We start from the raw sequence: 26,620 nt of genomic DNA, 5'->3' as shown, positions 1-26,620 counted from the left end.
TACTCCGTTGTGAGTGGTGGCTTTTTATTTTGTAAAAAAACTAAAACAAAAAAGAAAATGGGGGAATTAAAATGATTATTTACAAGGCGACAAATGAAATTAATGGAAAATCTTATATTGGGTGTACAAAGTTCAGCTTAGAGGAACGCAAATATCGTCATGAATTTTTAGCTAAGTCAGGAAACATTAAAAATCATGCATTCTACGAAGATATGATGGAAATTGGATTTGATAAATTCACCTGGGAAGTTATTGATGAAGCAGATAACATGCAAGAAGGTATTGAGAAGGAAACATACTGGATTCGTTTCTGTAATTCGTTTAATTATGGATACAACAGGAATCAAGGTGGAGCTGGATTAAAGGGTGTTAAACATACTGAAGAAGCTAAAAAGAAAATGCGACTAAAAAAACAAGGTGAAAAATGTTACAACTCTAAACTGACTGAAGAAGACGTATTTAATATTAGAAAAATGTTAGATACAACAGATTTACGACAATGGCAAATAGCTGAAATATTTAATGTCACACAAGTCAATATCAGCTTTATTAATCGTGGTTTATCGTGGAGTCATCTATTAGAAGATCAAGAAGAAGCATCTTAATTAGAGGGGATTAATAATTACATGACAATTACAATTGAAAATATTCCATATGTACCAAATACACGATACAAAAATTTGAAAGCTAAATCAGACCGTATGGATTATAGAGTTGAACAATTTAATGAAGGATTTAATGGGAAAATTGAGCTGATTGAATCATTGCTGAAGAAGGGTAAATTTGATGAGATTCAAAGTGAATTAGATTTGATTAAGTCGGCTAAGGAAAAGTATCTGAAAGTTGAACCGGTTATTGAATGAGTGATATTACAAAGAAGATTAATGAACTGTTGGGAATTGATGATTCATACAAGGCACCTGAAGCATTGATGAAGATGTTAAGAGATAAAGATAAGCGTGAGAAGGTATTTATGGAGTTTCTTCAGTTATTTGACTTTGATGTTAGCTATGATTGGTTTCATGAATATTTTCAAGATGAACATGCGGATAGGAAGAACAAGAAGCAAGATTTTACTCCTGTTAGTGTAGCAAGGTTGTTAGTTGAATTGATGAATGATCCTGAGATTGACAATTGGACTAGATATGAACCATGTGCAGGTACTGGAGGAATCACAATTCAAGCATGGCAAAAGGATAGAATGAATCATAGTCCATTTGATTATAAGCCGAGTTGGTATGTATATCACTGTGAGGAATTGAGTGATAGGTGCATACCTTTTTTGTTGTTTAATTGTATGATTCGAGGAATGAATGCCATTGTGGTTCATTGTGATGTGCTAAGTAGGAAGTCAAAAGGATGTTTCTTTGTCCAGAATGAAAAAGATGACCATATGATGTTTAGCAGCTTGAATGTAATGCCATATACACAGGAAGTTGCGGACTTCTTGAAAGTTGAATGGGATGACGGAATTATGTATGAGCCATTGGTTGAGAGTGAAGAATTTCCTAGACATTTGATGAGTGTATGAAAGGAGACAACCATAGTGAATGATGATTTAAAGTTTGAATATGAAATGAAGATTAAGGAGTTAGAGCAAGAAGTGTGGTTTTTAAAGCATAGTCTTGAATTAGCTAAGATTAATCGTGACCAATTGGAACTGCAACATAGTATTGAGAGTAGACGAAAATAAAAAGAGGGTTTGCGACATGTGGTTGGGGTGTTCCCATTTGATCCACAATTGCCTAACCTCTTTTTTTGTTTTGTAATGGAAAAATTTACGTATTGCAATAGCGATTTATGGCTATACTCTTTTTCATTAAAATGAAAGAGGTGTGTATCAATTGAAAATGAAAATTAGAAAGAATCCAGAAGTACAAGAGCGATTTCGCAAAGAGTTCAAAGAAAAATGTCCAGAGGAATTAGTTGAAAACCTGGATAAATTGATTAATGAAAATATTGTGCTAGATGAAGAAGATGCTAATAAAAGAGGGTAGGTGCTTAAAACCATCCTCCTCTCATTCTTTCATTTGCCCATTTAACTGCTTTAGCAAAGTCATTACCATTAAATTTAGGATAATGCCCATTTGCTTTGCAGATTTCATTTTCTGCTTGCATTGCAGCAACCTCAAGCATTATATAAGAAGCGAAAATCATTTTGTCTCCTTCAGAGTAGTCATTTGACATTGTTGTCACCAATCCTTTTGTAGTTATTGCAAACAGTATGGGGAATTGAAAAAGAGCTTATTCATAATTAGTTTCTGAAAATTCTCATTTACACCCATTCGCTTTTATCCTATTATTAGGAATGGAAGTGAGGTGGAAGAATTGGATATTATTATTAGTCGTGGTATTACTTTGAATTACAATCCTAAAAAATGGAGAACTGTTACAAAGACTTTCCAGTCAAATGTGATACCAAGTGTAAAAGATCGAATTGAATCTTCGGCATTTGAATCAGACGAAGAAGTAAGAGTAGTAGAAATAGTGATCAACTATGAAGAAGATTACGCATACATTTACTTGGAAGTTTTAAACATTGAAACTAATGATGATGATGTGTTGAAATCACAGGTAGATATGTACATGTCTCATGGTTGGGATTGCGGTTATTACGGATTTGATGAATCAGAATAATAAAGTATGTGCTTTAGTAATGACAAAGGTTATTCATGATAGAATATAATCATCTTACAATTGAGGTGATTAGTTTGGATGAGAATAAAATTGTAAAAATTCCAATTTCTTATGAACAAAGAAAGATCAATGAGCATGGTAATGGATACGTGCCTTGTCAAGTTTCGAGTAGGTGGTTACAGTTTAATACTTTGATTACTTATAAAGATTACATTATGGTAAACGTAATGACAGAAACAGAAAACAATTCCATGAGAAAAATTTGCGAGTTAGTTCTTAGTAAAGAAGATTTATTAAGGGCAATAAATTCAATTGAAACTTTGGAACATGGGAAAGATTGAGCATTCGAGTAATCGGATGCTTTTTCTTATGGGGAAATTAAATTGTAGCCATGTAGTTATTTACTGATGATTAATGAAGAAACCTTGAAACTGTAGCTATTATGTGAGTGATATGAGATTGATATATCTAGTTCAAATTTGTTCAGACGAATGGATTACAACTACTGCAAAGGTCTGAAGCGAATCCATCTGTCAAAACTCAGGGGGTTAGTAGTCTAAAAGTTAACACTTATATACACCTAATCCAATCCAATTAAATTTACCGATAAAACGCTGTTTTTATTACTTGAAATTGTATAAATGTTAGTCTATAATTAAAAGTATAGAAGTTAACCTAACATAAAGACGGAGGTAATAAGAATGAGAATTGGATATGCAAGGGTTTCAACGGTAGGTCAAGAGTTAGAATCACAAGAACTAGCTTTAAATGAAGCTGGATGTGAACGCTTATATGTTGAGAAGGTAACTGGTACATCCACTGCACCACGTACTCAGTTAGCTGCAATGATTGAAAATGTACGAGATGGAGACGTTGTAGTAGTAACGAAGATTGATCGCTTGGCAAGAAGTGTTATCGACTTAAATAAGATTGTAACTGAGTTAAATAAGAAGGGTGTAAGCGTTGAATTCATACGGGATAACCTAACATTCAATGCAGGGGAACGTGCTACAGGTGTAAACAATTTGATGTTTAATATCCTTGGATCATTCGCACAGTTTGAGCGTGACATCATAGTAGAACGCACATCTGAAGGACGTGAGAGAGCTAAGGCACAAGGTAAGCATATGGGACGTAAAGGACAGCCAGATAAGAAGGTAAAGCAAGCAATAGAACTTATGGCTAATCGAAGCACAAATGGTATGAGTGTAGCAGATATTGTGAAAATTACTGGTGTTCCTAAGCCAACTATTTATGCAAAACTTAATAAGCAACCAAAGACGTGAGCGTATATGCTTGCGTTTTTTTAATGTCTGAATAAGAACAAATGTTCCTACCCCCAAGCCACCCTTTTCCATATCCTACAACTGCTGTTTTAAAATTACGCACCATTTTTTCTAACTCAGGTAGTCAGCTGATTATTAAACGAATCACACTAACCACAATTGTATGCTGATTGGTGTGTCCATAATCCCCCTTTGGATGCACCAATGAGCGTATAAATGCCGTTGCACTTGATTCAAACGGTGAAGGAAGAAAGGAAGGTATGCTAAATGGATAAAAACTACGAAAAGGTGAATTTGATTTTAGGTTCTACAATCGAAGAAGCAGTTGACCTACTACTACACTATCGCTCACATGGGAAGTTTGTAAGTGTCGATTTCAACGACATAAGACTATATTCAGACACTGTGACGATGGATGATGCTTATATACAAATCGTTGGTAAGACAAAGAAGGAAATTGACCGTTATGTCAAATAAGACACAACAGATAACAACAAGGGAGTGGCAGGGATGAAACGTTTTTACACATACATGATTAAAGAAAAGGTGGAAATCAGAGTAAGCAGAATGGCAATATCCTTGCTTATTGCTACGTTTATCATCAATCTTTTCCGCATCCTTTGACCTTCACATATACCAAAACCAAAGAAAATTTTTGAACTTTAATTCACAGTAAAACCAAACAAATAAGAAAGGAGGTACGCATATGGCATGGGTATCAGATAAATGGATAAATCGAACAGATAGAGCAATCAGAATAAATCTCATCTCGAATCGCTTGAAGAAATTAGTTGAATTACATAAACGTCAAATGGCAACTGAATTTCATACTGAACAAATGATGGCTGATAAGAATGAACTAATACGACTAAAACGTATACATCGAGCTGAAGTTGATGATGCTTATTTCTCATATGCGTACTTATCCGATTTAGAAAATCCAGATAACGATGATAATATTATTCGTCATGCACCTGATGGAACACCTCATGATCCAATTGAACAGATTGCACAAATACACAGAGAATTCTTCGACTTATGCGACTATGTGAACAATGAAAAAATCGATGCTCGTTTAGCGATTGCTGCTGCAAGGGGTCATAATAAATCGGGAACATTCTCGAATGCTTTCCCATTAAAGAATCTTGTATTTAGAAAACGTAAATACATCTTAGTGGTAACTGAAACAGATACACTATCCAAGAAATTAATTGGTTGGATAAATAAACAGCTTAAATTTAATGAAAAATTACGTTCAGACTTTGGTGAGTTACTCTACCCAAAACAGAGTATGAATACAAAGGACAACGAGGAGCTATTCATTACGACTGAAGGCTCTCTTGTTGAAGCTTCATCATCTGGTAAACGTCTCCGTGGTTCACGTCATGGAGCCTTAAGACCTGATTTAGTCATTATCGATGATGCTTCGTCAAGTCACAATGAGAATACAAAAGAAGCACGTGAGAAGATGCTTCACTGGTTTAATACAGAAGTTGTACCACTTGGAGCCAAAGGAACTGCAATAGTTTTAGTCGGAACAATGGTATCTGCAACAGGATTACTGAATCACGTATTGAAACGTAAAGACTTCAAAGCATCCTTCCATGGTGCTGTCGTATCTGAACCGAATAATCCTCAGTTATGGGATCAATATAACGAACTGTACGCTAAATCTGAGAGTATGGATGAACCTGATGCTTTTTATGAAGCTCATAAGGAACAACTTGAAGATGGTGTAATTGTTGCATGGTCTTGGCGATGGTCATATAGGGCATTAATGCATGAGAAAGTGAATATGGGCACACGTGCTTATAATTCAGAGTATCGTAATCTCGCATTTTCAGAAGATGAACAATTCTTCTTCCCTGACAATTATGGCAAATATCATTATCGAATTGAAAATGGAAAAACGTTCATTCAGTACGAGGATTTGCTCATTCCAATGAACGAATTAACCATAAGTGGCTTTTGGGATATAGCTCAAGGTAAGAATGCACGTAGTTGTTACAATGCGGTTATTACAGTAGGTAAGCATGATAAGACAGGATTGATATTTGTATTAGATGAATACGCCTCTAAGGAACCAGCTCATGTATATATTGATGTCATTATTAAGAAAATCCGTCAATTTGGTCATCAAGTGTTCTCAGTTGAAACGATTAATGCTCAACATGAATACTTTAGACAGTTACAAGAAGCTGTTCGTGTGGAAGGTTTATCTTCTACTCGAATCAATGATGTAAAGAGTCATAAATCGAGTAAGGAGCAACGAATGGAATCACTTGAGCCATTATTCCACAATAAAACACTGATACTAAATGACAAACATAAAATACTAATTGACCAACTCGCTCAATATCCTTTTGGGGATTATGTAGACTCCATAGATGCACTACAAGGAGCAGTTGACAATGTATTTAGACGCAAAGCAACGCTGGTCGATAAGCCAGCGTTTTTATATGGTTAAAAATCGAAAAATATTGAATGGTGGTGAAATAAATGAGCATTAAACCTAGCGCACGGATGAAAAAGCTTGAAGCAAAACTGGGAACTCAAAAAGTAAAAGCCGCATATGAACTACTCTCATACGAGCTTAAAGACAAAGGTGAAGAAGGTCATGCAAATTATGATGATGTTGCAAAAGCTTGCGGAATTCATCGAAACACATTGTATGAGTGGCGTTCGATTCCTGAGTTTATTGAATACAAGAATGCAATTGCTGACGATTTCTTGTTAGAAAAGAGGGCGGTTGTTAATAAGAAGTTAATGTCATTAATTGATAATGGACAACCTTCTGTGAAGGCGATTGATTTGTATTATCGTCGATTTGGATTACTAACTGAACGTCAGATTGTTGAACAACATGACACATCTGATAGTAATCATTCAAACGATCAGATTGAGGAAACTATTGCAGATATCGACAGTTTATTAGAGGAGGGAAATGAATGAGCTTGATTGAAGTGGGCAAAACTTTTCCACCTGAAAATCATATTGAACGGATTGCTAAATATCATCGAATGAAAGCTTATTTTAACGGTAATCACGCAGATATTTATGATCGTATGCACAGATTATTGAAAGACTCTCCACAAAAACCTCAACTTGAAACATTATACATTGCGGTTAATTTGCCATATATCTTGTCATTAAAACCAGCTGATTTATTGATTGGTGACAGACCGACATATGATAGTGGCGAAAAAGATGACTCTCAAGAACAAAAAGCACTCAATTCTTACGTCGAAGAAAATGACTTAAACACTTTGATTTACGAAAGTGCAACAAGTGGATCATATCGAGGAGACAGTTTCTTAAAGGTGCGTTTTGGTAAACGTGAAGACACTACTGAACTTGCTAAATATGGATTAACCAGTGTAGGACGTTCTGAAGCAATTATTGAACATGCAGCTGCTGATATGGTTTTTCCTGAAGTCGTTGAAGGCAATGTGAAAAAATTCAAGGCATTTAATGTCTGTGTAATTGAGTGGGTTGATGAAGGTAAAAAAGAAGTTCCCTATTTAATAGTAGAAAAACATTTGCCTGGTTACATCATTAATGAGCGATATCGAATGAAAGAAATTCCTGAAACAGTTAACAATCAATATGGTTATCCTATTTCTACATATCTAATTGAAGAAAAAGTAGATACAGGACTCGATAAAGATGTAGTGAAAACAGGAGCAAAACATCCATTAGTATTCCATATTCCTTATTCATCTGTTGATGATGATTGGAAAGGGAAAGGATTCATCGAAACTGTTGAACACGCATTGCAAGCTCTTGAAGATCGTTTAGCTCAATTGGATTATGTTTTATTAAAGCATACTGATCCATTGTTATATGGTCCCGAATTATCTGGTGTTGCTGGTACTCCTTCTGCTACTCAATTTGGTGGGAAGTACATTCCGTTAGGTAAAGATGATGTTCAGCCTGGTGCTGTCACATGGGATAGTCAAATGGAAGGTGCCTTTAAAGAGATTGGGTTCTTAGTCTCGTATATTTTCCAAATGTCTGAAACGCCACAATGGTTGTTTGGTACCACAATTAGTGACGGAAATGCAGGAGGAACAGGAACTAGTCATTCAGATGGCACAGCAATTAAAGCAAGATTCATGCCAATTTTATCTAAAGTTAAAAGAATTCGTAATGGATTTGATAAAGCTGTCCGTGATGCTCTATGGGCATGTTTCCAATTAGATAAAGCACATGGTACTTACACAGGTAAAGATATCTATCCAAAAATCTATTGGAAAGATGGAATTCCAAAGAACGAAAAAGAAGAGGCTGAAATCATGGCAATCCGTACAGGTGATAAACCAACACTTGACCAAAAGACGGCAATTAAACGTCAAGATGAACTGGATGACATGCAAGCTGATGAGATTTTGAAACGAATTGCTGAAGATGAGATGCGTTATGAGCCAGTCAGTTCTAACGTATTTAATGAGTAGGTGAAGAGATGAAAATCAAAGATTTGACAGAGTTTAAGGCTCAAAAGAACGGTGAAATCACACCTAGTAAGCTTTTGGAATCGATTCAGGCACTTATCGATAGTGGAGAAGTTGAAAGTATCATTTGTATGATTCAAACGAAAAATGGAGATTTTCATTCAGGTTGGAACAGTGATTCAAAGGTTGTCCAAATCGGTCTTGCGGAAGTTCTCAAAACCCATCTTCTTGATTCTATGAGAGATTGGGGTTGATTCAATGTCTATTCGGGAAGCACCCCAACCCAACTATAACGATGATATTCAGTTATTAGTTAAGGAATATGAACTTGCAATAAAACGGTTAGAAAAAGAAATGAACACTCTTTTTATAAATGATTTCCAACGTGCTCAAATTCTAATTACTCAGAAGAACATAGAAGCTATTCTTGAAGAACTAAATACTGGTGTCACTACATGGACAAGTACATTCATGCCTAGTGCCGTAACTGAGGGAATAGCAACTACGTTATTCTCTTTATCTTTGGTCGAAAGTATGAAGGATGCACGAAAAATGGTTCAGTTTTCCGAAATAAACGATTTGTTAGTACGGGCAATTGTAGCAGATACACAAGATGACTTATTGCAAGTTACAAACAATGTATCTCGTAAACTCCGAAACGCAATTCGTAAGGGAACTGGTAAAAGCATGAGAGCAAACTTGACACAAGGTATAAATGGCACTCAAGCACTCAAGCGAGATGTATTAAAAGAGTGGAAAAAAGACCTTGGCGATGCATTAGGAACTGGAATAATCGACAAAGCAGGTAGACGTTGGAAACCAGCGACTTACGCTGAAATGGTTGTTCGTACTAAGATGCTAAATGCTCACATTGAAGCTACAACAAATGAAGCTCTTGAAAATGGAGTTCAATATGCAATTGTTTCTTCTCATAATGCTCCAAATGCTTGTCGATTCCATGAGGGACGCATTGTAAAACTTGATCCAAATGCACCAGGCGATTATCCAACAATCGAAGAGTTACGTAATAGCGGTCAAATTTTTCATCCGAATTGTAAACATGTAATCACACCTATTCGTAGTTTGGATGAGTTATCAGAAAAACGTAAGAAGCGTACAGAAGAACAAGCAGAACTAGGAAAGCGAGCACTTGCAATAGGTGGTCGAAATCCATTGGTCAGTTAACAAAAACGTCCAATCCGTGAAGACGTTAAAAACTCATTGAGATTGCCGAACGGGCTTAAAACGGAGGAGTAAATATGACAAAATTTCCAAAGCTTAACCTTCAATTTTTTGCGGAAGAGAATAATTTGCATGAAGATAAACAACTAGATGGCAACAACAATGAAGATGCAGATAAAACTTTCACGAAAGCAGAACTTGAAGAAATCATCAAAAAACGAGTGGCTAGGATTAAAAACGAACCACCAGCTGATTACGATGAACTCAAGAGCAAGTTGAAGGAATATGAGGAAAAAGATTTAACCGAGTTCGATAAGATTAAGCAACAATTGACTGATAAAGAGTCACATGCTGCGACACTTGAAAAAGAACTCAACGAAATGAAAGCACAACAAACAAAAAATCAAATTGTGAATGCTTTCAAAACTGCTGCTAAAGAAGCAAAAATTAAATACGTGGACGATGCAATGAAGTTAATTGATATGTCTGCCTTCACAATTGGTGAAGATGGAAAGATTGAAGGATTAGAAGATGTCGTAAAAACACTTGCTGAAGAAAAGCCGTTTTTATTGTCTGAAGAGTCAGCGGAAATCGGTACTCCTTCAAATCCAGGTAATCAAGATCGTACACGTACTAAAGCACAACTTCTTAAAGAAGCAGGAGAACAATACAAGAAAACGGGACGTATTCAAGACTTAGCCAACTATAACAAGTTAAAACAAGAATTGGATATGTAACCAAAACACTAGGAGGCAACAAAAAATGACAGTAGAAATCTTATCCCCAAAATTAGTAGGCGTAAAACAAAGTGTAACGGATGCTTTTCTTTTACTAAATCCAGCACAAACACCATTATTAAACTTGCTTGGCTTCTCTGAAGCGGTAACAGCAACAAACCACGAATGGTTTGAGGATTCAATGTTCGGTACTGAATCAACAGTAAATGGAGCAGTAACTAACGTAGCTACCGCAGTTGTTGTAGCAGATGTAGAACCATTCCGAGTAGGACACATTGTCAAAGTTGGATCAGAAATGTTAAAAGTGACAGCAGTCAATGTTGGCACAAAAACATTAACGGTTGACCGTGGCTATGCAGGTACAACTGCTGCTGCAATTGCAAACGGTGCTGAAATCGAAGTGCAGTTCGTTGAAGGATCTGAAGGTGCAGATGCTCGTTCAGCTCGTTACAAAGCTCGTGTTCCTAAGAATAATTACACGCAGATTTTTGATGAATCAATCAGTATTTCAGGGACTGCTGCTGCTGTATCTCAATACGGAGTTGCCAATGAATACGAGAAAGAGAAAGCTAAGAAGATTATTGAGCTTGGTTTACAGCTTGAAAAAGCAATTGTAAATGGAGTTAAATATCGTAATGGTTCGGTTGCTCAAATGGGCGGTATGCGTTCATTTATTCAAACAAATGTTGCTAATGCATCAGCTGGTGCATTAAATGCTGATATGCTTTCTGATCAGTTGCAAAAGATTTGGGCTGCTGGTGGATTTAAAACAGGCGGTAACTACAAAATCATGGTTCCTGCTAAGCAAAAACGAGTGATTTCAGCGTTCGGTAAAGCTGACATCCGTTTAGACCGTCAAGATAATGGTCGAGGTCAAGTTGTTGATTATTTCTTATCAGACTTCGGTAGTGCTGAAATTCTTTTAAATGACAACTTATCTTCTGATGAGGTAATCATTTTCGATACAAACCGCACAGCTATTCGTCCATTACAGACTCGTGAGTTCGGTCATACTTACCTTGGTACTAAAGGTGATTATACAGAAGGTATGCTAGTGGGTGAGTACACTCTTGAATTCCAACAAGAGAAAGCACACGCACGTATCTTCAACTTAGCATAATATTTTTGGAGCTCACTTCTTGTGGGCTCTTTTTTTAATTGTAAAGAAGGAGGTAATCAAAATGAAATTTAAATCAATGTATAAAAATGAAACGGTTTACATTAACGATGAAGCCATTCAATTTTTTGATTACGAATACACGACAGATGATAAAAAGTTACAAGCAGCCCTGTTAAAAGTTAAAGGGATTAAAAAAGCGAGTGACAAATAGGAGGGGTAACAATGCCCATAACTATTGTAGATGCTGATTTATACATCGGTCTTAATGTCATTGATATTGATGACTGGATTGAAGCAGACGAGCAAAGGAAACAGAGAATACTAAACACATCGGAAAGAATTTTGAAATCTAAATTTCCCGAATATGTGATTCCTGATCTTGCTGTTTATGAGTATGCCGCATCTTTAGCAACAGCAACTAATGATACTAATAAATTGCAAATGCAGGGAGTCGAACAGTTCTCCATTCCAGATGTTAGTTCATTCAGGTTTAATCGTTCTGTAAGCGATTTATCAGAGTTAATTCCACAATCTGCTTTAGATTTTATAGCTTCTGAAAATGGAATTACATCATTGAATCCACACATCAAGATTGCTAAATGGACGGTGTTTTAAAGTGGCGTTGATACCGTTGAAGCAAGAAATTACAGTAACTAAACCCTACAAAACTGATAAATACAATCGTCCGTTATTGCCAGAAACCGTAACAATGAAGTGTCGCTTGGATGAACAACAAAAAACAGTAAAGAGAGCATCAAGTAGTGTTGGTGTAAACCAATCTATGTCCAATGAAGTTCAGTCTAGTGCTCGGATTATTTTGGATAAACTTGCTGACATCCGTTATGAAGACACTATTGAGTACACAAATGAACTCGGTATTACCACAACTTATACTCCTCTCGACATTGAACCTAAACGTAATCTTGCAGGTAAAGTCATACTCACGGTGGTGTATGTGTAATGGCTATTAAATTTGAAATGGATTTAAGTAGTTTACATGATGCTATTCAACATGCCCCAAAAGTTGCTGGAGAGGCAGCTGTAAAGGGATTAGATTCGATTAAAGATGATTGGGTCATGGAAGCGAGAGATATTGCACCACTTGATAGTGGGAATTTACGTAAACAAATCAAAGGAAAAGTTAATCCTGATGGTCTTGAGAGTAACGTAATGGTTACAGGTAATGCTGTTAATCATACGAGTGGTTATGGACGTTTTAATTACGGATATTACCTACATGAACTACAAGCAGAAGGTAAGAAACTTCAAACTCCTGGAACAGAATATGAATTCTTGGACAAGTCAGTTGATGAGTCACGTTGGCAAACGATATTAGAGGGTAGAATACTCAGTGCTCTTGGAAAGATAGGGTGGAGCAAATGATTTCTATACTACAAGAGTTTTCATCTTTTGAAAGCTTAATAAATGAAAATTTGAAGCCTATTCAACTCATTGCAGAAGCAAAGCAACAGCCGACTGACCGTCAGGCTGTTTTTTTAGTGGTCGGAACGGATGCAGAGGAATTAAATCGTACACTCGTGCACAGAAAACGTTCCTACCAATTGATTTTTTATGCTGAAGATATGTACAAAGCGATGGAGCTCCATGCAAAAGTAGATGCACTTTTCACTGAAACTGGGTCATTGGCTTGCGAAGATCGATTTATTAAAATGCAGGATCATTCAATGTCCCGTGTTTTTAAGACAGATAGTGGGTTGCACTCTTTCCTATGTATGGTCGAGGCATCATATACCATCAGCCGAACATTTGAAGTTGTTCCAAAGATGGCAAATGTCACTTCAGCGTTTTACTAATTAGAAAAAAGAAATGGAGGCAAGAGAATGCCTATATCACAATGGAACCCAACAGCGTTACCAAAGCGCCCAGGGCTATATATTAATTTTAAAGATGCAGCGATTGCACAAATCACAGGTGGTGAACGTGGAATTGTCGCTTTACCTCTTCATACGTATTCGGGTACAGCGGTTGCTGAAAACTTCTACACAATTGAGGATGAATCACAGGCACTTGAACTATTCGGTCTTGCGAATATTGCACCAGTGAAATTGGTTCTTCAAGGTGGAGCCAAACAAGTACTAGTTTATACAGTTCCTGCAACTCCTGATGCTGCCGATTATATCGCAATGCGAGAAGCGTATGAAGCTCGTGCGTTCAACGTATTTGTTTGGGATATTGAACCACCTGCTGGAGAAAATGCAAACGTCAAAACGTGGCTTGAGCAAAACATTGCTGAGAAAAAACTATTCATGTATGTAACGGGTGGAAGTGCTGCGGATGATTCTACTCCTGCAACAGGAAATGCTCGTAGCACTTCATTGGAACATGATTTTATCGTGAATCTAATTGTAGGAGGAAATGTCGGTGGAGTGGACTATTCTTCAGGCAAGTATGCACCATATATCGCAGGAGCTATCGCAGGTTCGGCAATCAATCGTTCTCTGACATTCGCTCAAGTACCTCTTGATGATGTAAATAGACGATTCCGTAATAGTGAAGTAGTTTCTGCACTTGAAGCAGGATCGTTAGTTCTTGTTCATGACGGTGAGAAAGTGAAGATTGAATCAGCAATCACAACGAATGGCTTAAAAATTCGTTCAGCACGATCTCGAATTGCAATTGCTACGGATGTTGAGAAAACAGCCCGTGACAACTACATCGGGAAAGTCAACAACGATGAAGATGGACAAGCTGCCTTGATTTCAGCAATCAAAGTTTATTTGGAAACACTTGAGCAGAATGGTGTCTTGACAGACATCGTGGTCACTCTTGATCCAATCGTTGCTTCTGTCGGGGATCAAGTATTCCTAGCAATCAGCTATCGTGAACTAGACTCGATGGAAAGAATTTTCTTAACAATCACAGTTTAAAAGAAAGGAAGTGTCAGTAAATGTTAGACGCAAGCAAAACAATCTCAGGTTCTTACGGATACGCTCATCATGAGGGGCAATGGTTGACAAACGTGACTGCTGCTCAAGCATCCGTTCAAATCAACAAAGAGGAAATCACTCGTTCTGGTACTCGTTGGGTAGGGCATAAGGCGATGTCGGTTGTAGGTAGTGGTTCCATGACGGGTTATAAGATTACTCCTGAATTAACAAAACGAATTGGTCAGTTTACAGATGATAAGTCACCTATGTTTGTGACGGAGCTGATATTGAAACTGGATGATCCTGATTCAGCTGAAGGAAAACAACGAGTTCGAATCAAAGGGGTTCAATTCGATGTAGTAAACCTGATGGGGTATGAAGCTGGTTCAATCGTGACAGAGGAAACACCATTCACATTTAGCGGATATGAGTATTTAGATTAATAACCATTCAAGAGTCAGTATTTCACTGGCTCTTTTTATTTTTATCATTTACTGGAGGTATAAAAAATGAACGCATTGGACGCATTATTGAAAGCTGATTTTAATATCAAAAAAGAAGTTTATATTGCACGACTTGATACTCATTTCGAGGTTCGAGCACTTTCTGCTGATGAGGTTGAAAGCATTCATGAACAAGCCACTTATTTTGTGGGCAAGGGAGTCAATCGTAAAAAAGAGAGGGATAAAGTTAAACTGGGCTATTTGACCATTGCCAAAGGAACTGTTAATCCTGACCTAAACGACAATCAGTTAAAAGAAAAAGCTGGTGCAAGCTCTGCATGGGAAGTGGTTAAGGCTCTATTACTCCCAGGAGAACAACAAAAGCTTGAACAGGAAATCTTGATTGCTAGTGGTTTTAGTGACGATGAAGCTGAAGAAGAAAGCTACGAAGAAATAAAAAACTAATAACTGCGGGTGGCGAAATGTACTTTCTGTTTGAAGCCTTTCGTAGACACAATGTTATGCCGGATGAATTGTACGCAAAAGGAAGACGCATAAAGAATACAATCCTGGCATTTCAGCGTTTTGAAATTGAGTTAGAAAAGGAGGCGAACAAATAATGGCAGTAAAATTAGTCGCGCGCATGAGCTTAGTTGATAAATTTACACAACCAATGCGAAATGTTGAAAAACAAGTTGAACGTAATCAACGAGCTTTAGACAAAATGAGAACAAAAGCGAATCAAACTGGAACTGCTGTTGATAAATTAGCAACTTCAGGGACTAAGATGGGCAAGATGCTTCATGCTTATGACATGAGCCCAGCAATAAAAGGGGTAGGACGTTTAACCTCAGCACTCAATCCTTTAAATTCTGGATTTCTTGGGATAGCTGCTGCTGCAAGTGCAGCCTATGGTGCAGTGAAGATATTCAATTCCACTGTTGGTGAAGCTATGAAGATGCAACAATCTGAAGTCATCATTGGTGCAATGTTCAATGACAAACAACTATCAGCTGATTATATGAAGATGATTGATAAATTCTCAATCAATTCGCCACTCATGGATTCTCAAGCTATGTATGGAAACAGTAAGTCCTTCATTACACAATCCAAAGATGTGAAACAGTTGGAAAAGATGTGGAACTTAACCGAACGATTGATGGCATCTGATCCGAAACAAGGTCTTGAGGGTTCTGTTCTCGCACTGAGAGAGTTATTTAGTGGTGATGCAATGTCCATTGTTGAAAGATTTGAACTTCCACGGACTGTGATGAATGAGATTAAGAAACTTCCATTAGATCAACAGTTGACTAAGTTGGATGATTACTTCAACAAGATTGGACTGACAACTCATCTCATTGATGAAATGGGCGGTACGGCATTAGGTATGTGGGCACAGGTGAAAGAGCGATTCCAATTAGTGCTACGAGACATGGGAGAACCTTCTCTGAAAGCTGTCAGCACGTTCCTTGGTGGATTGCTTGACCGTTTAGAGGGTGAAGACATACAGAAGTTCGCTACATGGGGTGGTCGTGTCATTGAGAGTATGGTGAATGGCTTATCTAACAATGTGATTCACTTATATGATTGGTTCACTAGTATCGCAAACGATCCAGAGTTTCAAAGTAAATCCACATTATTTGGAAAAGTTGACTTCATCGTTTCCGATATCGCTGAGAAGTTACAAGCATGGTATGACGGTGGAGGAAAAGACAATCTCATCGAATTTGCTTCGGACGTCACGGAAACATTGTTAGGTGTTCTAAATAATTCCAAAGCATTCGCAGAAGTTGGAGCCAAGTTAGGTTCATCTTTACTTGACGGAATTGTCAACGGACTTGAGTCTGCTGCTCAATCTTCGACACTTGGAAAGTTGGCACTGAACGCTTATAAAGGCACGTTGCCCGGTGCGCTCAGTAATGCTAAGAAAGCATGGAATGAAGTTGGTGCACCTACTTTAAAAAGTGCTAGTGATGCACTTGATAGAAATTGGGGCAATACAGGTGTTAAAAAAGGACATGCTGCTGGTCTTGATAGAGTACCTTACAACGGCTATCAGCCAATATTGCATAAGGATGAAAAAGTTCTAACTGCTCAACAAGCTAAGGACTATCGAAATGGAAGTAGTGGCGTGAATATCACTGTACAAAACATGAGCGTCCGTGAAGAATCCGATATCAACAAGATTGCTATGCAACTTGCGAGATTACTTGAAGGTGAAAGGGGTCAAACCGCATGACAAACCCTATTCAATTTTGGCTGAAAGATCGAGAAGGATTGTATCTCCGTCTCCCAGTCAATCCATCAGAGTTCACCGTAACTTCTCCGTTCGGTGTGAATCGTATCCAGGTTGCATCTCTTGGTGAAGTGACAATTCCGGGAGAAAGAAACTTGAAGGATGTTACCTTTGGTTCCTTTTTTCCTCGTGACTACAACCCGACATATTGTGAGTACAGTGGATTCATGAACCCTCGTCAATGGGTGTTGCAGATGGAAACATGGAGAGACACACGAAAAAGTATTCGATTTCTGATTACTGGAACAAATGTCAGCATTCCCGTTCTGATTGAAAGCTTTGATATCCAACCCGAACGTGCAGGACATGTGGGTGATATCTTTTACAGTATAACATGTGTGGAATACCGTGAACCTGTTGTCAAAAAGGTGGAAACAAAAGGAGCTACAACTAAACCGAGTGTAAATAAAAGACCTTCTCAACAGAAGTCTACGGCTAAAACTTACACGGTTAAAAAAGGGGACAACCTTTGGACAATTGCAAAGGCTCACTACGGTGAGGGGTCTAAAAATATGGACATCTACAATGCAAATAAATCCGTGATTGGTAAGAATCCGAATCTTATCTACCCTGGGCAGAAGCTGGTGTTCCCGTGAGAGTCTTAGTACGAGATATCGACATTACTGACTTTGTGGAATCTGTTGTAAATGAAGGTCATAGCGAAAAACCAAATAGAGCCTTGATTCTAACATTGAAGAACACTATCAATGGGAGAACCAAGGCTTTTGCTATTAATAACAGTGAGGTCGTCCAATTCTATGATGGGACAGTTAGAATCTTTGTCGGTGTAGTGTTCAATACGGTCATTAACGAGTCAGGCGACATGACAGTCACTTGCTATGACCGAAACTATTACACGTTGAAATCTACCACGTCTCGACAGTTTAAAAACAAGAAAGCTTCGGACATTATCAAACAGTTGGCAACCGACTTCGGAATCCCTGTTGGAACGATTGAAGACACTGGATTCGTTATCCCTACGCTGATTCTGAGAAATCATTCTCTATATGACATGATGCTCAAAGCATTGGTAATAACGAAGAAGCAGACAGGTAAGCGATTCTTTTTTGGAAGTGAAAATGGAAAATTGACCATCAAACAACATAAAAACAATGTGACTCCTTGGATTCTTGCTGCTGGATCAAACCTGATTTCTGCCTCATATTCAGTATCGATTGAAGATACGAAAACTCAGGTACAGGTAACAGGTGGGAAAGATAATAAATTCACACATACCGTTAAGTCAGCAAACACTCAAAAACTTTACGGAATCATGCAACATTATGAGGAAATGGACGAAAAATCCACATCTTCACAGGTCAAACAGAGAGCTGAAACGCTCTTAAAAGAAATGGCTGTAATCAATGACCAAGCAGATGTTTCAGCGATAGGAATCAACGGTGTCGTCACAGGATGTGGAGTTTACATACGTGAACCTATGACGGGTCTTGCTGGTGGATATTATGTGACTTCTGACAGCCATACTTACGCATCTAGTGGTCACACTATGCAACTGGAAATCAGTAAGTCGCTTGAAATGCCGACCATTGAAATCAGTGATGAGGAGTTGGGTATCGATGACAAACAATAATCGACTAGAAGGAAACGGGGCTGCAAGGGTTTTGCAATTGATGAAGGAACAGGGGCATAACGTGGACACACGATACCATATCGCAACAGTTGTGTCAGTGATTCCTTTCTCTATTCAGATTCCTGGTGATCCATTCGTGATTGATCATGAGTCACTATTTGTCCCTCAATCTTTTCTTCCTCATGAGCGTGTTGTCAAAATTAATGGTCAGTCGACACATGATTCAATCAGCGGTATTTTCAATGGAGACACGCTAACCTTGACTTTTTCTAACGACTATATCAGCCCAGGTGATTCTGTGATGGTCGCTGAAGCAAATGACGCACAAAAATATTATGTACTTGATAAGGTGGTGGACTAATGGCTATTATCCCTGAAGCACTAGCAACAGTGGAGACTGAATTTCTTGACATAACACCAACGATTGAACCTTCAAAGACGTATGCTCTTTTGAATGGTCGTATCGGTGGAAATATTGACGGAGAGGAAGCCATTAAACAGTTTATTTCAAAAGCGATTCGGACTGTCCGTAATCGTTTTTTAATTTACAACGATGAATACGGCTCAGAACTGGAGAATTTGATTGGAGCCAACATCACACGAGAGTTGCTGGAAGAAGAAATCCCTCGGGTAGTTACTGAAACGCTCATTTATGATGACCGAATTGCAAGTGTGAATAATTTTGTCGTCACTTATATAGGGGACAAGGTTTTCATCCAGTTCTCCGTGACTCTGACAACAGGTCAGACAGTAGAAAGTGAGGTGACAGTATGATAGAACGACTATACACAAATGAAACAGAAGATTCGATTTTGGAACGGATGAAAGAGAGAATTAGCGATGATATCGACAAAAGACAGGGTTCTGTGATTCATGACGCACTCAGTCCAGCATCTTTTGAAATTACACAGGCTTATGTAGCACTTGATGACACTATTGCCCTCGGGTTAAACGTCACAGCAGATACTCCCGATGACTTTGTGGACTTGAAAGTGAGCACACAAGGAATCACTCGGAAACCTTCGATTCAAGCAATAGGGCAATTAACGTTCACTGGAGAAGATGGAACCTTGATTCCTAATGGGACAAGAGTTAGAACAGATGAAGTAACAGCTATTTATTTCTTGACGACAGCTGAAGGTGTTCTCTCAAACGGAACCGTCACAGTTCCTGCTATTGCTGAAATTGGTGGAGCAAATGGAAATGTTCATCCGAACAGTGCTGTTGTGGTGCTTGGAGATTTGACGGGGGTTTCATCGGTGACTAACCCCGTTGAATTTATTGGTGGAACAGACCGAGAAGATAATCAACCATTACTGAATCGCTACTATGAAAAAGTACGCAGACCAGCCACTAGTGGGAACGTATATCAATATGAACAGTGGGCAAAAGAAATTCCAGGTGTTGGGGACGTAAAAGTCTATCCGATTTGGAATGGTGCAGGAACCGTGAAACTAGTATTGCTTGACGATGCAAAGACTGCTCCAGATGCTGCTGTGATATCTGACGCAACAGCATACATTGAAAGCGTTCGCCCAATCGGTGCAGATGTCACAATTGTTGGAGCAACCGAATTGCCAATCAATGTTAGCGCAACGCTTACTCTGACAGATAGCTCAACGGTTGAAGAGGTTCTTCCTTTGTTTAACGAGGGATTGGTTTCATACCTTCAATCCATTGCCTTCACTGGTGAACTGATTCGATACACGAGAATTGCAAGTGTCCTTCTAGAAATTCCAGATATCGTTGACTATTCCAATTTACTATTAAACGGAGCAACAGCCAACATTACTCCAACAAATGATCAAGTTGGTGTCATCGGGACGGTGAACTTCACGTGAAGCCATTAGGGACGAATCTTGAACGTGATATTGAGCGTTCTATGTTTGATTACATGCCAAAAGAGTATGAAGAATATCGGGAATCGGTGGCAATTATTGAGACAGAAGCTGTTGAGCTAGAGCTACTAAACGCTCGAATCAATGATGCTCTGAATCAATTCAACGCACAGAGCGCAACATGGGGTTTGAAAGCCTATGAATATGATCTTGGCATCACTTCAAAGCAAACAAAACCTTTAGAGGAGCGTAGGTCTGTTGTGATTTCAAAACTCCGTGGTGCAGGAACAACTACGAAAGAGCTAATTAAAAATGTGGCTCAATCCTATGCTGCAAGTGAAGTGGAAGTAAGTGAAGATAATCCGAACTACACAGTTGTTATCAGGTTTGTCGGAACGCTTGGAATACCGCCAAACATGAGTGATTTCGAGAAAACCTTACGTGAAGTTATTCCTGCTCATTTGACGTATCGACTTGAATACACATATGTCACATATAACGTCATGAAAGTCAACGGAATGACTTACGACCAACTAAAAGCAACAGGATTGACATATGAAGATTTGAAAACTACTGAGTTTTAAAAGGAGGTTAAGATGTGCCTACAACAAAATTAGGGTTGCCAACAATTTCGGGAAACTTGACGAATGACGTTGTAACCCATATGAACGCACTCGCAGAAGCAGTGGACAATAAGGCAGGAGCAAATAATGGTCTGGCTACTCTTGGTTCAGATGGAAAAGTGCATGCAAATCAGTTAAATGTACAAGAAATACCCGATGCTTCTTTGACTGTCAAAGGTATTACAAAGCTAAATAACGCTGTGAATAGCACATCAGAAACAGAAGCCGCAACACCCAAGGCAGTGAAAACAGCAAATGACAATGCCGATAGCCGGGTTTTAAAATCATCAATCAATCAGCCTAACGGAGTTGCGGGGCTTGATGGTACTGGGAAAATACCACAAAGCGCTTTGCCGAGTGCGGGTGTGAATTCTTATTTCGAAAAAATAATCTTTAATTCAGTATCTATACCTGCCAATGGAAGTTATGTGCGAAAGATTACCTTACCTGGTGAAATGGTGGATTTTAAAGTTAATTTATACGCTGACTACTACCAGGTTACAATGTCCTTTCAAGCGAATAAAGCTGCAGCACTTGCTAACCGTGTATATGCGCAACGCATTGCCGTGGGTGAAGATAATACAACAACAATTTCGTATTTGACAAACTCCGCAGGGAATGTAGCACTGATAAGTGGGGGAAGTCAAATACATGCAGGCATTTCATTGGATAGTTTAATTTACAACCCGACCACCAATCAAATAGAAATTACACTAAAAAACCTCAACGCTAACCCGGTTGCTTTTTCCGAAACTTTTGAATTGGAGGCGATCACCAAATGACGCAAAAATTAATTTATAACAAGCATACACTTGCAATCGTTGGGAATATATCGCAGGGGAGAACTCTGGATCAAGAACTTGCATTAAATGTTTATGGGAATTTCAAAGGTGTGAAATCAGATTACGACACCATAGAAACTAACCTTGAAAATGTAGAGTTAAAAAGAACAGATAACCGTGTCGAAGTTGTCAAGAAAGCGCCACCAGTTGTCGAACCGCAACCACCTAAACCACCATCACCAACAGAACAACTCTCTGACTACATCGTGGACGTGGATTTCCGAGTAACCATGATCGAACTAGGCTTATAAAATTGAGGAGGAATAAAAATGAATCTAACATACAGAGCATGTAAATCACAGATTGAGCGAAAATCGTATGTATCTAAAGAGGATATGCAGCAAAAACTCGACATCTTTTTATTAGGCAATCGTATCACTCAAGCTGAATATACCGAATTAGTTGACCTATTAAACGCAGCTTAGGCTAGCGTTATTTTTTATGCCCAAAAATTGAGCGCTCATTGTGGGCGTTCTTTTTATTTTTGAGAAAGAGGTGTGCAAATGCCATTAGAAAATATTATTGAACGAACAGCAGATATTAGCTTATTGGATTGGCAACCTGAGCCAGTAGTAATGATGAATGATGATATAACATTTGTCTACACGGTTCAGAAGGATGGCAATGCTTTTCCACTAACAAATGTATCAACAGCAACTTTAGCATGTACACGTAGAGATGGAAAAACCATAGTCAACGTCGGAAATATTGATGCTGATGCAGGAACCATTTCATTTGAAATTGGAAGAAAAGAAACAGCTGTAGAAGGGCGTACACAATTAGTTATACAGTTGTATGACATAGAGCAAAATCGAGTATCAACTATTCGTGAGAGTATGTACGTTCAACTCGATCCGACAGGTGCTACTTATGAACCGTTAACAGAAGAGAAGACACTAATTGAACAGACACTATTTGAAATTCCTGTCTTAATTGAGGCTTCACAAACTGCAACTATCGGTGCTACACAAGCAACAAATGAATTAAATGATGCTTTATTGGCTAGTGAAAATAAGATTGATGAAATGGAATCTTTGAAAGTATCAATAGAAGCTGTTAAAACTGACACACTTACAGTCAAAGAAGCAACAGAACAAGCTACAGCAGATACTTTAGCTATGAAAAATACCACTGAAGCAGTTAAGAATGCGACAGATGCGGTTAAAATAGCAACTGAAATAGTTAAGAACGAAGTGCTACAAGTTAAGAACGAAGTGCTACAAGTTAAGAACGATACGCTTGTCGCAAAAACAGCAACTGAAACAGCCACAGCTAATGCAAATACTAAAGTGGCTGAATTAGAGCAAGTGAAAGCCGATAATGTGATTGTTAACTTATCTCCTGTTGACACTATCGCATTGCGTAATTCAACCTACCCAAATCCAACTCATGGATCAGTAGTAAATGTACTAACGGGTGCGAGTGGACTAGCTGAAACTTATCGCTTTGAAACAGGTACGGGATGGAAATTAATCGACAAACAAAACGCCACAACGATTAGCAACCTTTCCCAACAGTTGGCGGATAATGTGAAAAAGCAAAAAAAAATGTGGATAGACGTTGTAGAAGATTATCAAGCTGACCCAACTGGAGTCCAAGATAGCACATCGGCAATTCAAAACGCTTTAAATTCTGTTTTTAGTAATATTTTTATTCCAGATGGGACGTATCTCATCAATGCGGTAACTAACAGCAACGATAATCCCACGACAGGCGGTCTGAAAATACCGAGTAATAAACGAGTTTATTTGTCTAAGAATGCAACTTTAAAATCAATATCAAGTAGCTCCCAAAGATACGCAATAATCCGTATACAAGATGCAGATAATGTCACTGTTGAGGGTGGATCTGTAAAAGGTGATAGATTAACTCATACGGACAACGGTGGGGAATGGGGTTATGGAATTATTATTAACGGGTCAACTAACATTACTATCAACGATGTATCAATTACAGATTGTTGGGGAGACGGAATTTTTATTAATTCTGGCATCTCTAATACGCTAACACCTTCTAAGAATATACAGGTTATAAAAACAAAATTCCAAAATAACCGCAGGCAAGGAATTAGCGTACAGTCCGTTGACGGGTTGGTGGTTACTAGATGTCAATTCTTAGACACACAAGGTACTGCTCCATCTGCTGGCATTGATCTTGAAGCTTTTAGTGACTCTTATTACGTTCAAAATGTAAAAATATCAGAAAATTCATTTATCAATAATGCGGATGGAATCCAAGTAAATCCAAGAAGTAAGCAAATAGCTATTATCGGAAATACATTTGAAGCTAATAGAGGTAGAGGGATTTCTGTTTATAACACAAATAATGTAACGATTGTTGGCAATATACTGAAGAATCATGCAAACGAAGCCGCGATAAGTATCACAAGTAGCTTCGGTTCTTCTATACAAGGGAATGTGTGTATTGCCAATAAACAAGCGATTGCTTTTGCAGGTGGTTCGGAGAACAATACGGTAACCGGGAATGTGTGTCGAGAACATACAGATGTAGCAATATTAATTGCTGGTTCAAAAAGAAATATTATAACAAATAACATATGCATTAATAATGTTTCTTTCGGTATTTATGTGTTTGCTGCTGAAAGAAACACCATTGCCAATAATCTAACAAAAGGCAATAGTAGAGGAATACAATTGTCAGGCAGTTCTCATTACTGCGATATTTCTTCAAATAGGATTACAAATAATTTGAAGGAAGGCATTCGTCTGGAAGGTTGTAATCATGTCAGTATCTCAAACAATCAATTGTTAGAAAATAGCCAGACAACGAATAATGTATATGATAATATCTTTTTATTCAATTCTGATTATGCTACAGTCCAACAAAATACAGTGCGTTCGGGTGAAACCGTGAACAAACCAAGGTTTGCTATTAGAATTGATGATATAGGATGCAATAATATTATGTTGACGAGTAATGATTGTTATGATGGTGGGGTAACAGGAGGAATTATTGATAATGGCACATTAACTTATAAAAGTATGAATCGAGATAAGAGCGGTTCTATAGTATAAATGGGTTTTTTAACAAATATAAACATAAAATTTGTGGGCATGGTATGATAAATCCAGAATTCATACTCAGGGGTGCAATTAATGTATTTGTTATTAGAATTTGTTTTTATTCTGTTTTTCATCTCATATTTCATAATTAGATATTTGAAAGTAAAAAGTAGACGACTTACATTTAACATGTTTGATTGGTATATTGTTGGTACGTTTATTTTTTATATAATGCCTTACTATTTGGGTAGGATGGGTTATTTTGAATTTCAATATTATCCTCTAAAAGATGAGTCTATAGTATCTTGGGGGCTATTAATTATTCTTTTCACAGTTACTTGTGGAGGCATAGGTTACGTAGCTTCGAACAAGTTGGTAAACTCATTCGTAAAAGTTTTTTTAGTTTTCAAGCCCATACAACAATTAATCAAACCATTAACTTTCCTTATTACAATTATTATTTTTCTTATAGTCGCTAAAATAATATTAGCAATGGGACTTAGTAGTTTTTCTAACAATATGGTCGCTAGGGATGTTTTAGCTAGCTTTGGTCCCTATGTAATTTTCCTGCAAATCCCTTTAGGTGTTTCATTGTATTTATGGGGCGAATTTATCAAAGAAAAACGGAAAAGGATTTTTATTATGGCTATCGTTTTCACGTTGATGGCAATAACAACTGCTTTCATTAGGGGGCAAAGAACAGATTTAATTTTAATTTTTCTTTTACCAGCAATTGCGCTTTACGCCAAAAATAAGAGTTTCATCCCTATTGTCACATCTTTTATCATTGCAATAAGTTTTGCAGCTTGGTACGCCATTACATTTAAAGCTTCTTACATGCTTAGCGGAGAATCTTCATTTTTTAAGACAATTGGTAAAATAATTGGTGGAGACTTTGATCGAAATTGGACACTTTGGATGGCATTGGAAAATACAAGTTTTATTTCAAGTAATTTCTTACCTTATTTTGGTTCTGGTTATGTATATACACTTTTCGCCTTCGTACCAAGGGCACTAGCACCTTTTAAGGGGTTTTCTACAGAAGGATGGTTCACGATACACGTCGCGCCCTTATTGAGTATTGATTCAGGGGCGATAGACGTTAGCCAGCTTTCTTGGGGATATGTATTTGGAGTTACAGTCGAGTCTATATTGAATTTCGGATGGATAGGAATACTAATAGTTGGTTTTATGCAGGGGTTTATTTTGAGGTTGCTAAATAAAATCAGTCAAAAGCATATCTCAGTCTACGCAATTAGCACTCTATTGTGTATTAATATGAATGGGTACTCATTGTTTAACTCAATGATAATTATTGTTCCAGTTTTAATTACCTTAATTTTATTAATCCAAAAAAACGAAAAACCGTTATTATCACAGTAGGATGATACTGTTGGGAAAGAAAGTAGTAATTAAGCGATAAAAAAGAGCCACTGAAATTACTCAGTAGGCTCTTTTTTTAATCCCTGTTTAATCAATTCAAGTATAGCTTGCGTGCGATTAGGGATTCGATTTTCAAATCGATAAGTTTCGATTTCATTCAATATATCCTCTGGGAAGCCCACAAGAATTTTTGTGATTTCATTTTTTTCGCTCATTGCAAAACCTCCTTATTTATATACAGTATATACTTTATATTTGACATATACAATGGAAGAATTTA

The 26,620-nt window shown here is 37.7% G+C and carries 38 protein-coding genes; 36 read left to right on the top strand and 2 right to left on the bottom strand.

Features of this window, described 5'->3' with window-relative positions; genetic code table 11:
- Window positions 1–71 precede the first annotated feature (71 nt).
- The 5 genes from ACQKEV_RS09270 (at window position 72) to ACQKEV_RS09250 (ending at window position 1,997) form a co-directional block, all read left to right on the top strand.
- A complete protein-coding gene (locus tag ACQKEV_RS09270) occupies window positions 72–605 on the top strand; it encodes a GIY-YIG nuclease family protein (RefSeq protein ID WP_427445740.1) in 534 nt (177 codons plus the stop codon).
- Between the two features lie 21 nt (window positions 606–626).
- Window positions 627–863: a hypothetical protein gene (locus ACQKEV_RS09265; protein WP_427445742.1), complete on the top strand. Its 237-nt coding sequence runs from the start codon at window positions 627–629 to the stop codon at window positions 861–863.
- The gene (locus ACQKEV_RS09260) at window positions 860–1,531 is read left to right on the top strand and encodes an N-6 DNA methylase (RefSeq protein ID WP_427445743.1); all 672 of its coding nucleotides are present in this window, start codon (window positions 860–862) and stop codon (window positions 1,529–1,531) included. Before ACQKEV_RS09265 ends, ACQKEV_RS09260 begins: the two co-directional genes overlap by 4 nt.
- Before the next feature lie 15 nt (window positions 1,532–1,546).
- Window positions 1,547–1,693, top strand: a complete 147-nt coding sequence (locus tag ACQKEV_RS09255) for a hypothetical protein (RefSeq protein ID WP_427445744.1) — start codon at window positions 1,547–1,549, stop codon at window positions 1,691–1,693.
- 151 nt (window positions 1,694–1,844) lie between these two features.
- Window positions 1,845–1,997: a hypothetical protein gene (locus tag ACQKEV_RS09250; RefSeq protein ID WP_427445746.1), complete on the top strand. Its 153-nt coding sequence runs from the start codon at window positions 1,845–1,847 to the stop codon at window positions 1,995–1,997.
- Window positions 1,998–2,001: 4 nt separating this feature from the next.
- Here the strand turns inward: ACQKEV_RS09250 and ACQKEV_RS09245 are convergent, their stop codons facing one another.
- Complete coding sequence (locus ACQKEV_RS09245) at window positions 2,002–2,187, bottom strand: hypothetical protein (RefSeq protein WP_427445747.1); 186 nt, start codon at window positions 2,185–2,187, stop codon at window positions 2,002–2,004.
- A 171-nt stretch (window positions 2,188–2,358) separates the two neighbouring features.
- On the opposite strand from ACQKEV_RS09245, the gene ACQKEV_RS09240 reads away from it, so the two are divergent.
- The 31 genes from ACQKEV_RS09240 to ACQKEV_RS09090 all read left to right on the top strand — a co-directional run bounded on the left by ACQKEV_RS09240 (window position 2,359) and on the right by ACQKEV_RS09090 (window position 26,340).
- The gene (locus tag ACQKEV_RS09240) at window positions 2,359–2,637 is read left to right on the top strand and encodes a hypothetical protein (protein ID WP_427445749.1); all 279 of its coding nucleotides are present in this window, start codon (window positions 2,359–2,361) and stop codon (window positions 2,635–2,637) included.
- 74 nt (window positions 2,638–2,711) lie between these two features.
- Complete coding sequence (locus ACQKEV_RS09235; RefSeq protein WP_427445751.1) at window positions 2,712–2,978, top strand: hypothetical protein; 267 nt, start codon at window positions 2,712–2,714, stop codon at window positions 2,976–2,978.
- A gap of 360 nt (window positions 2,979–3,338) precedes the next feature.
- Entirely contained in the window at window positions 3,339–3,923 is a 585-nt protein-coding gene (locus tag ACQKEV_RS09230) for a recombinase family protein (protein WP_427445752.1), read from the top strand.
- Between the two features lie 267 nt (window positions 3,924–4,190).
- A complete protein-coding gene (locus ACQKEV_RS09225; RefSeq protein WP_427445754.1) occupies window positions 4,191–4,400 on the top strand; it encodes a hypothetical protein in 210 nt (69 codons plus the stop codon).
- A 229-nt stretch (window positions 4,401–4,629) separates the two neighbouring features.
- Window positions 4,630–6,390: a hypothetical protein gene (locus tag ACQKEV_RS09220; protein WP_427445755.1), complete on the top strand. Its 1,761-nt coding sequence runs from the start codon at window positions 4,630–4,632 to the stop codon at window positions 6,388–6,390.
- A 32-nt stretch (window positions 6,391–6,422) separates the two neighbouring features.
- A complete protein-coding gene (locus ACQKEV_RS09215; protein WP_427445757.1) occupies window positions 6,423–6,875 on the top strand; it encodes a phBC6A51 family helix-turn-helix protein in 453 nt (150 codons plus the stop codon).
- Window positions 6,872–8,377, top strand: a complete 1,506-nt coding sequence (locus tag ACQKEV_RS09210) for a phage portal protein (protein ID WP_427445758.1) — start codon at window positions 6,872–6,874, stop codon at window positions 8,375–8,377. Before ACQKEV_RS09215 ends, ACQKEV_RS09210 begins: the two co-directional genes overlap by 4 nt.
- An 8-nt stretch (window positions 8,378–8,385) precedes the next feature.
- Window positions 8,386–8,628, top strand: coding sequence for a hypothetical protein (locus ACQKEV_RS09205; RefSeq protein ID WP_427445760.1), 243 nt, complete (start codon window positions 8,386–8,388; stop codon window positions 8,626–8,628).
- A 4-nt stretch (window positions 8,629–8,632) separates the two neighbouring features.
- Entirely contained in the window at window positions 8,633–9,559 is a 927-nt protein-coding gene (locus ACQKEV_RS09200; RefSeq protein ID WP_427445761.1) for a phage minor capsid protein, read from the top strand.
- 74 nt (window positions 9,560–9,633) lie between these two features.
- Window positions 9,634–10,293: a phage scaffolding protein gene (locus ACQKEV_RS09195; RefSeq protein WP_427445762.1), complete on the top strand. Its 660-nt coding sequence runs from the start codon at window positions 9,634–9,636 to the stop codon at window positions 10,291–10,293.
- A gap of 25 nt (window positions 10,294–10,318) precedes the next feature.
- The gene (locus ACQKEV_RS09190) at window positions 10,319–11,413 is read left to right on the top strand and encodes an SU10 major capsid protein (RefSeq protein ID WP_427445764.1); all 1,095 of its coding nucleotides are present in this window, start codon (window positions 10,319–10,321) and stop codon (window positions 11,411–11,413) included.
- A 61-nt stretch (window positions 11,414–11,474) separates the two neighbouring features.
- The gene (locus ACQKEV_RS09185) at window positions 11,475–11,624 is read left to right on the top strand and encodes a hypothetical protein (protein ID WP_427445766.1); all 150 of its coding nucleotides are present in this window, start codon (window positions 11,475–11,477) and stop codon (window positions 11,622–11,624) included.
- 11 nt (window positions 11,625–11,635) lie between these two features.
- Entirely contained in the window at window positions 11,636–12,028 is a 393-nt protein-coding gene (locus ACQKEV_RS09180; protein WP_427445767.1) for a hypothetical protein, read from the top strand.
- A 1-nt stretch (window position 12,029) separates the two neighbouring features.
- On the top strand, window positions 12,030–12,374 hold the full coding sequence (locus tag ACQKEV_RS09175) for a hypothetical protein (protein ID WP_427445769.1): 345 nt from the start codon (window positions 12,030–12,032) through the stop codon (window positions 12,372–12,374).
- Entirely contained in the window at window positions 12,374–12,796 is a 423-nt protein-coding gene (locus tag ACQKEV_RS09170) for a hypothetical protein (protein ID WP_427445771.1), read from the top strand. The genes ACQKEV_RS09175 and ACQKEV_RS09170 overlap by 1 nt, the downstream gene beginning before the upstream one ends.
- Window positions 12,793–13,227 (top strand): hypothetical protein, encoded by a 435-nt coding sequence (locus ACQKEV_RS09165; protein ID WP_427445773.1) that lies wholly within the window; start codon window positions 12,793–12,795, stop codon window positions 13,225–13,227. Before ACQKEV_RS09170 ends, ACQKEV_RS09165 begins: the two co-directional genes overlap by 4 nt.
- A gap of 27 nt (window positions 13,228–13,254) precedes the next feature.
- Window positions 13,255–14,301, top strand: a complete 1,047-nt coding sequence (locus tag ACQKEV_RS09160) for a phage tail sheath subtilisin-like domain-containing protein (protein ID WP_427445774.1) — start codon at window positions 13,255–13,257, stop codon at window positions 14,299–14,301.
- Between the two features lie 20 nt (window positions 14,302–14,321).
- Window positions 14,322–14,744: a phage tail tube protein gene (locus ACQKEV_RS09155; protein WP_427445776.1), complete on the top strand. Its 423-nt coding sequence runs from the start codon at window positions 14,322–14,324 to the stop codon at window positions 14,742–14,744.
- 66 nt (window positions 14,745–14,810) lie between these two features.
- The gene (locus ACQKEV_RS09150; protein WP_427445777.1) at window positions 14,811–15,209 is read left to right on the top strand and encodes a phage tail assembly chaperone; all 399 of its coding nucleotides are present in this window, start codon (window positions 14,811–14,813) and stop codon (window positions 15,207–15,209) included.
- Window positions 15,210–15,363: 154 nt separating this feature from the next.
- On the top strand, window positions 15,364–16,983 hold the full coding sequence (locus tag ACQKEV_RS09145; RefSeq protein WP_427445778.1) for a hypothetical protein: 1,620 nt from the start codon (window positions 15,364–15,366) through the stop codon (window positions 16,981–16,983).
- The gene (locus ACQKEV_RS09140) at window positions 16,980–17,636 is read left to right on the top strand and encodes a LysM peptidoglycan-binding domain-containing protein (RefSeq protein ID WP_427445779.1); all 657 of its coding nucleotides are present in this window, start codon (window positions 16,980–16,982) and stop codon (window positions 17,634–17,636) included. The genes ACQKEV_RS09145 and ACQKEV_RS09140 overlap by 4 nt, the downstream gene beginning before the upstream one ends.
- On the top strand, window positions 17,633–18,631 hold the full coding sequence (locus tag ACQKEV_RS09135; protein WP_427445780.1) for an XkdQ/YqbQ family protein: 999 nt from the start codon (window positions 17,633–17,635) through the stop codon (window positions 18,629–18,631). The genes ACQKEV_RS09140 and ACQKEV_RS09135 overlap by 4 nt, the downstream gene beginning before the upstream one ends.
- Complete coding sequence (locus ACQKEV_RS09130; RefSeq protein ID WP_427445781.1) at window positions 18,618–18,992, top strand: DUF2577 family protein; 375 nt, start codon at window positions 18,618–18,620, stop codon at window positions 18,990–18,992. The genes ACQKEV_RS09135 and ACQKEV_RS09130 overlap by 14 nt, the downstream gene beginning before the upstream one ends.
- The gene (locus ACQKEV_RS09125) at window positions 18,992–19,405 is read left to right on the top strand and encodes a DUF2634 domain-containing protein (protein ID WP_427445783.1); all 414 of its coding nucleotides are present in this window, start codon (window positions 18,992–18,994) and stop codon (window positions 19,403–19,405) included. Before ACQKEV_RS09130 ends, ACQKEV_RS09125 begins: the two co-directional genes overlap by 1 nt.
- Window positions 19,402–20,472: a baseplate J/gp47 family protein gene (locus ACQKEV_RS09120; protein ID WP_427445784.1), complete on the top strand. Its 1,071-nt coding sequence runs from the start codon at window positions 19,402–19,404 to the stop codon at window positions 20,470–20,472. Before ACQKEV_RS09125 ends, ACQKEV_RS09120 begins: the two co-directional genes overlap by 4 nt.
- Window positions 20,469–21,053, top strand: a complete 585-nt coding sequence (locus ACQKEV_RS09115; RefSeq protein ID WP_427445785.1) for a putative phage tail protein — start codon at window positions 20,469–20,471, stop codon at window positions 21,051–21,053. The genes ACQKEV_RS09120 and ACQKEV_RS09115 overlap by 4 nt, the downstream gene beginning before the upstream one ends.
- A 14-nt stretch (window positions 21,054–21,067) precedes the next feature.
- Window positions 21,068–21,874 carry a phage tail protein gene (locus ACQKEV_RS09110; RefSeq protein WP_427445786.1) on the top strand — a complete coding sequence of 269 codons (807 nt, stop codon included), beginning with the start codon at window positions 21,068–21,070 and terminating at the stop codon, window positions 21,872–21,874.
- A complete protein-coding gene (locus tag ACQKEV_RS09105) occupies window positions 21,871–22,185 on the top strand; it encodes a hypothetical protein (protein ID WP_427445788.1) in 315 nt (104 codons plus the stop codon). Before ACQKEV_RS09110 ends, ACQKEV_RS09105 begins: the two co-directional genes overlap by 4 nt.
- A gap of 18 nt (window positions 22,186–22,203) precedes the next feature.
- Window positions 22,204–22,359, top strand: a complete 156-nt coding sequence (locus tag ACQKEV_RS09100) for a hypothetical protein (RefSeq protein WP_427445789.1) — start codon at window positions 22,204–22,206, stop codon at window positions 22,357–22,359.
- A 78-nt stretch (window positions 22,360–22,437) separates the two neighbouring features.
- Window positions 22,438–24,969, top strand: a complete 2,532-nt coding sequence (locus ACQKEV_RS09095; protein ID WP_427445790.1) for a right-handed parallel beta-helix repeat-containing protein — start codon at window positions 22,438–22,440, stop codon at window positions 24,967–24,969.
- Between the two features lie 81 nt (window positions 24,970–25,050).
- On the top strand, window positions 25,051–26,340 hold the full coding sequence (locus tag ACQKEV_RS09090) for an O-antigen polymerase (protein ID WP_427457848.1): 1,290 nt from the start codon (window positions 25,051–25,053) through the stop codon (window positions 26,338–26,340).
- Between the two features lie 56 nt (window positions 26,341–26,396).
- On the opposite strand, the gene ACQKEV_RS09085 is transcribed toward ACQKEV_RS09090, so the two are convergent.
- Entirely contained in the window at window positions 26,397–26,555 is a 159-nt protein-coding gene (locus ACQKEV_RS09085; protein WP_427445794.1) for a hypothetical protein, read from the bottom strand.
- Between the last annotated feature and the right edge of the window lie 65 nt (window positions 26,556–26,620).

Source organism: Paenisporosarcina sp. NPDC076907 (genome assembly GCF_050269735.1).
Lineage (GTDB): Bacteria > Bacillota > Bacilli > Bacillales_A > Planococcaceae > Paenisporosarcina.
The sequence above is the reverse complement of the archived record's forward strand: the minus strand, read 5'-3'. Positions and strand labels throughout refer to the sequence as shown.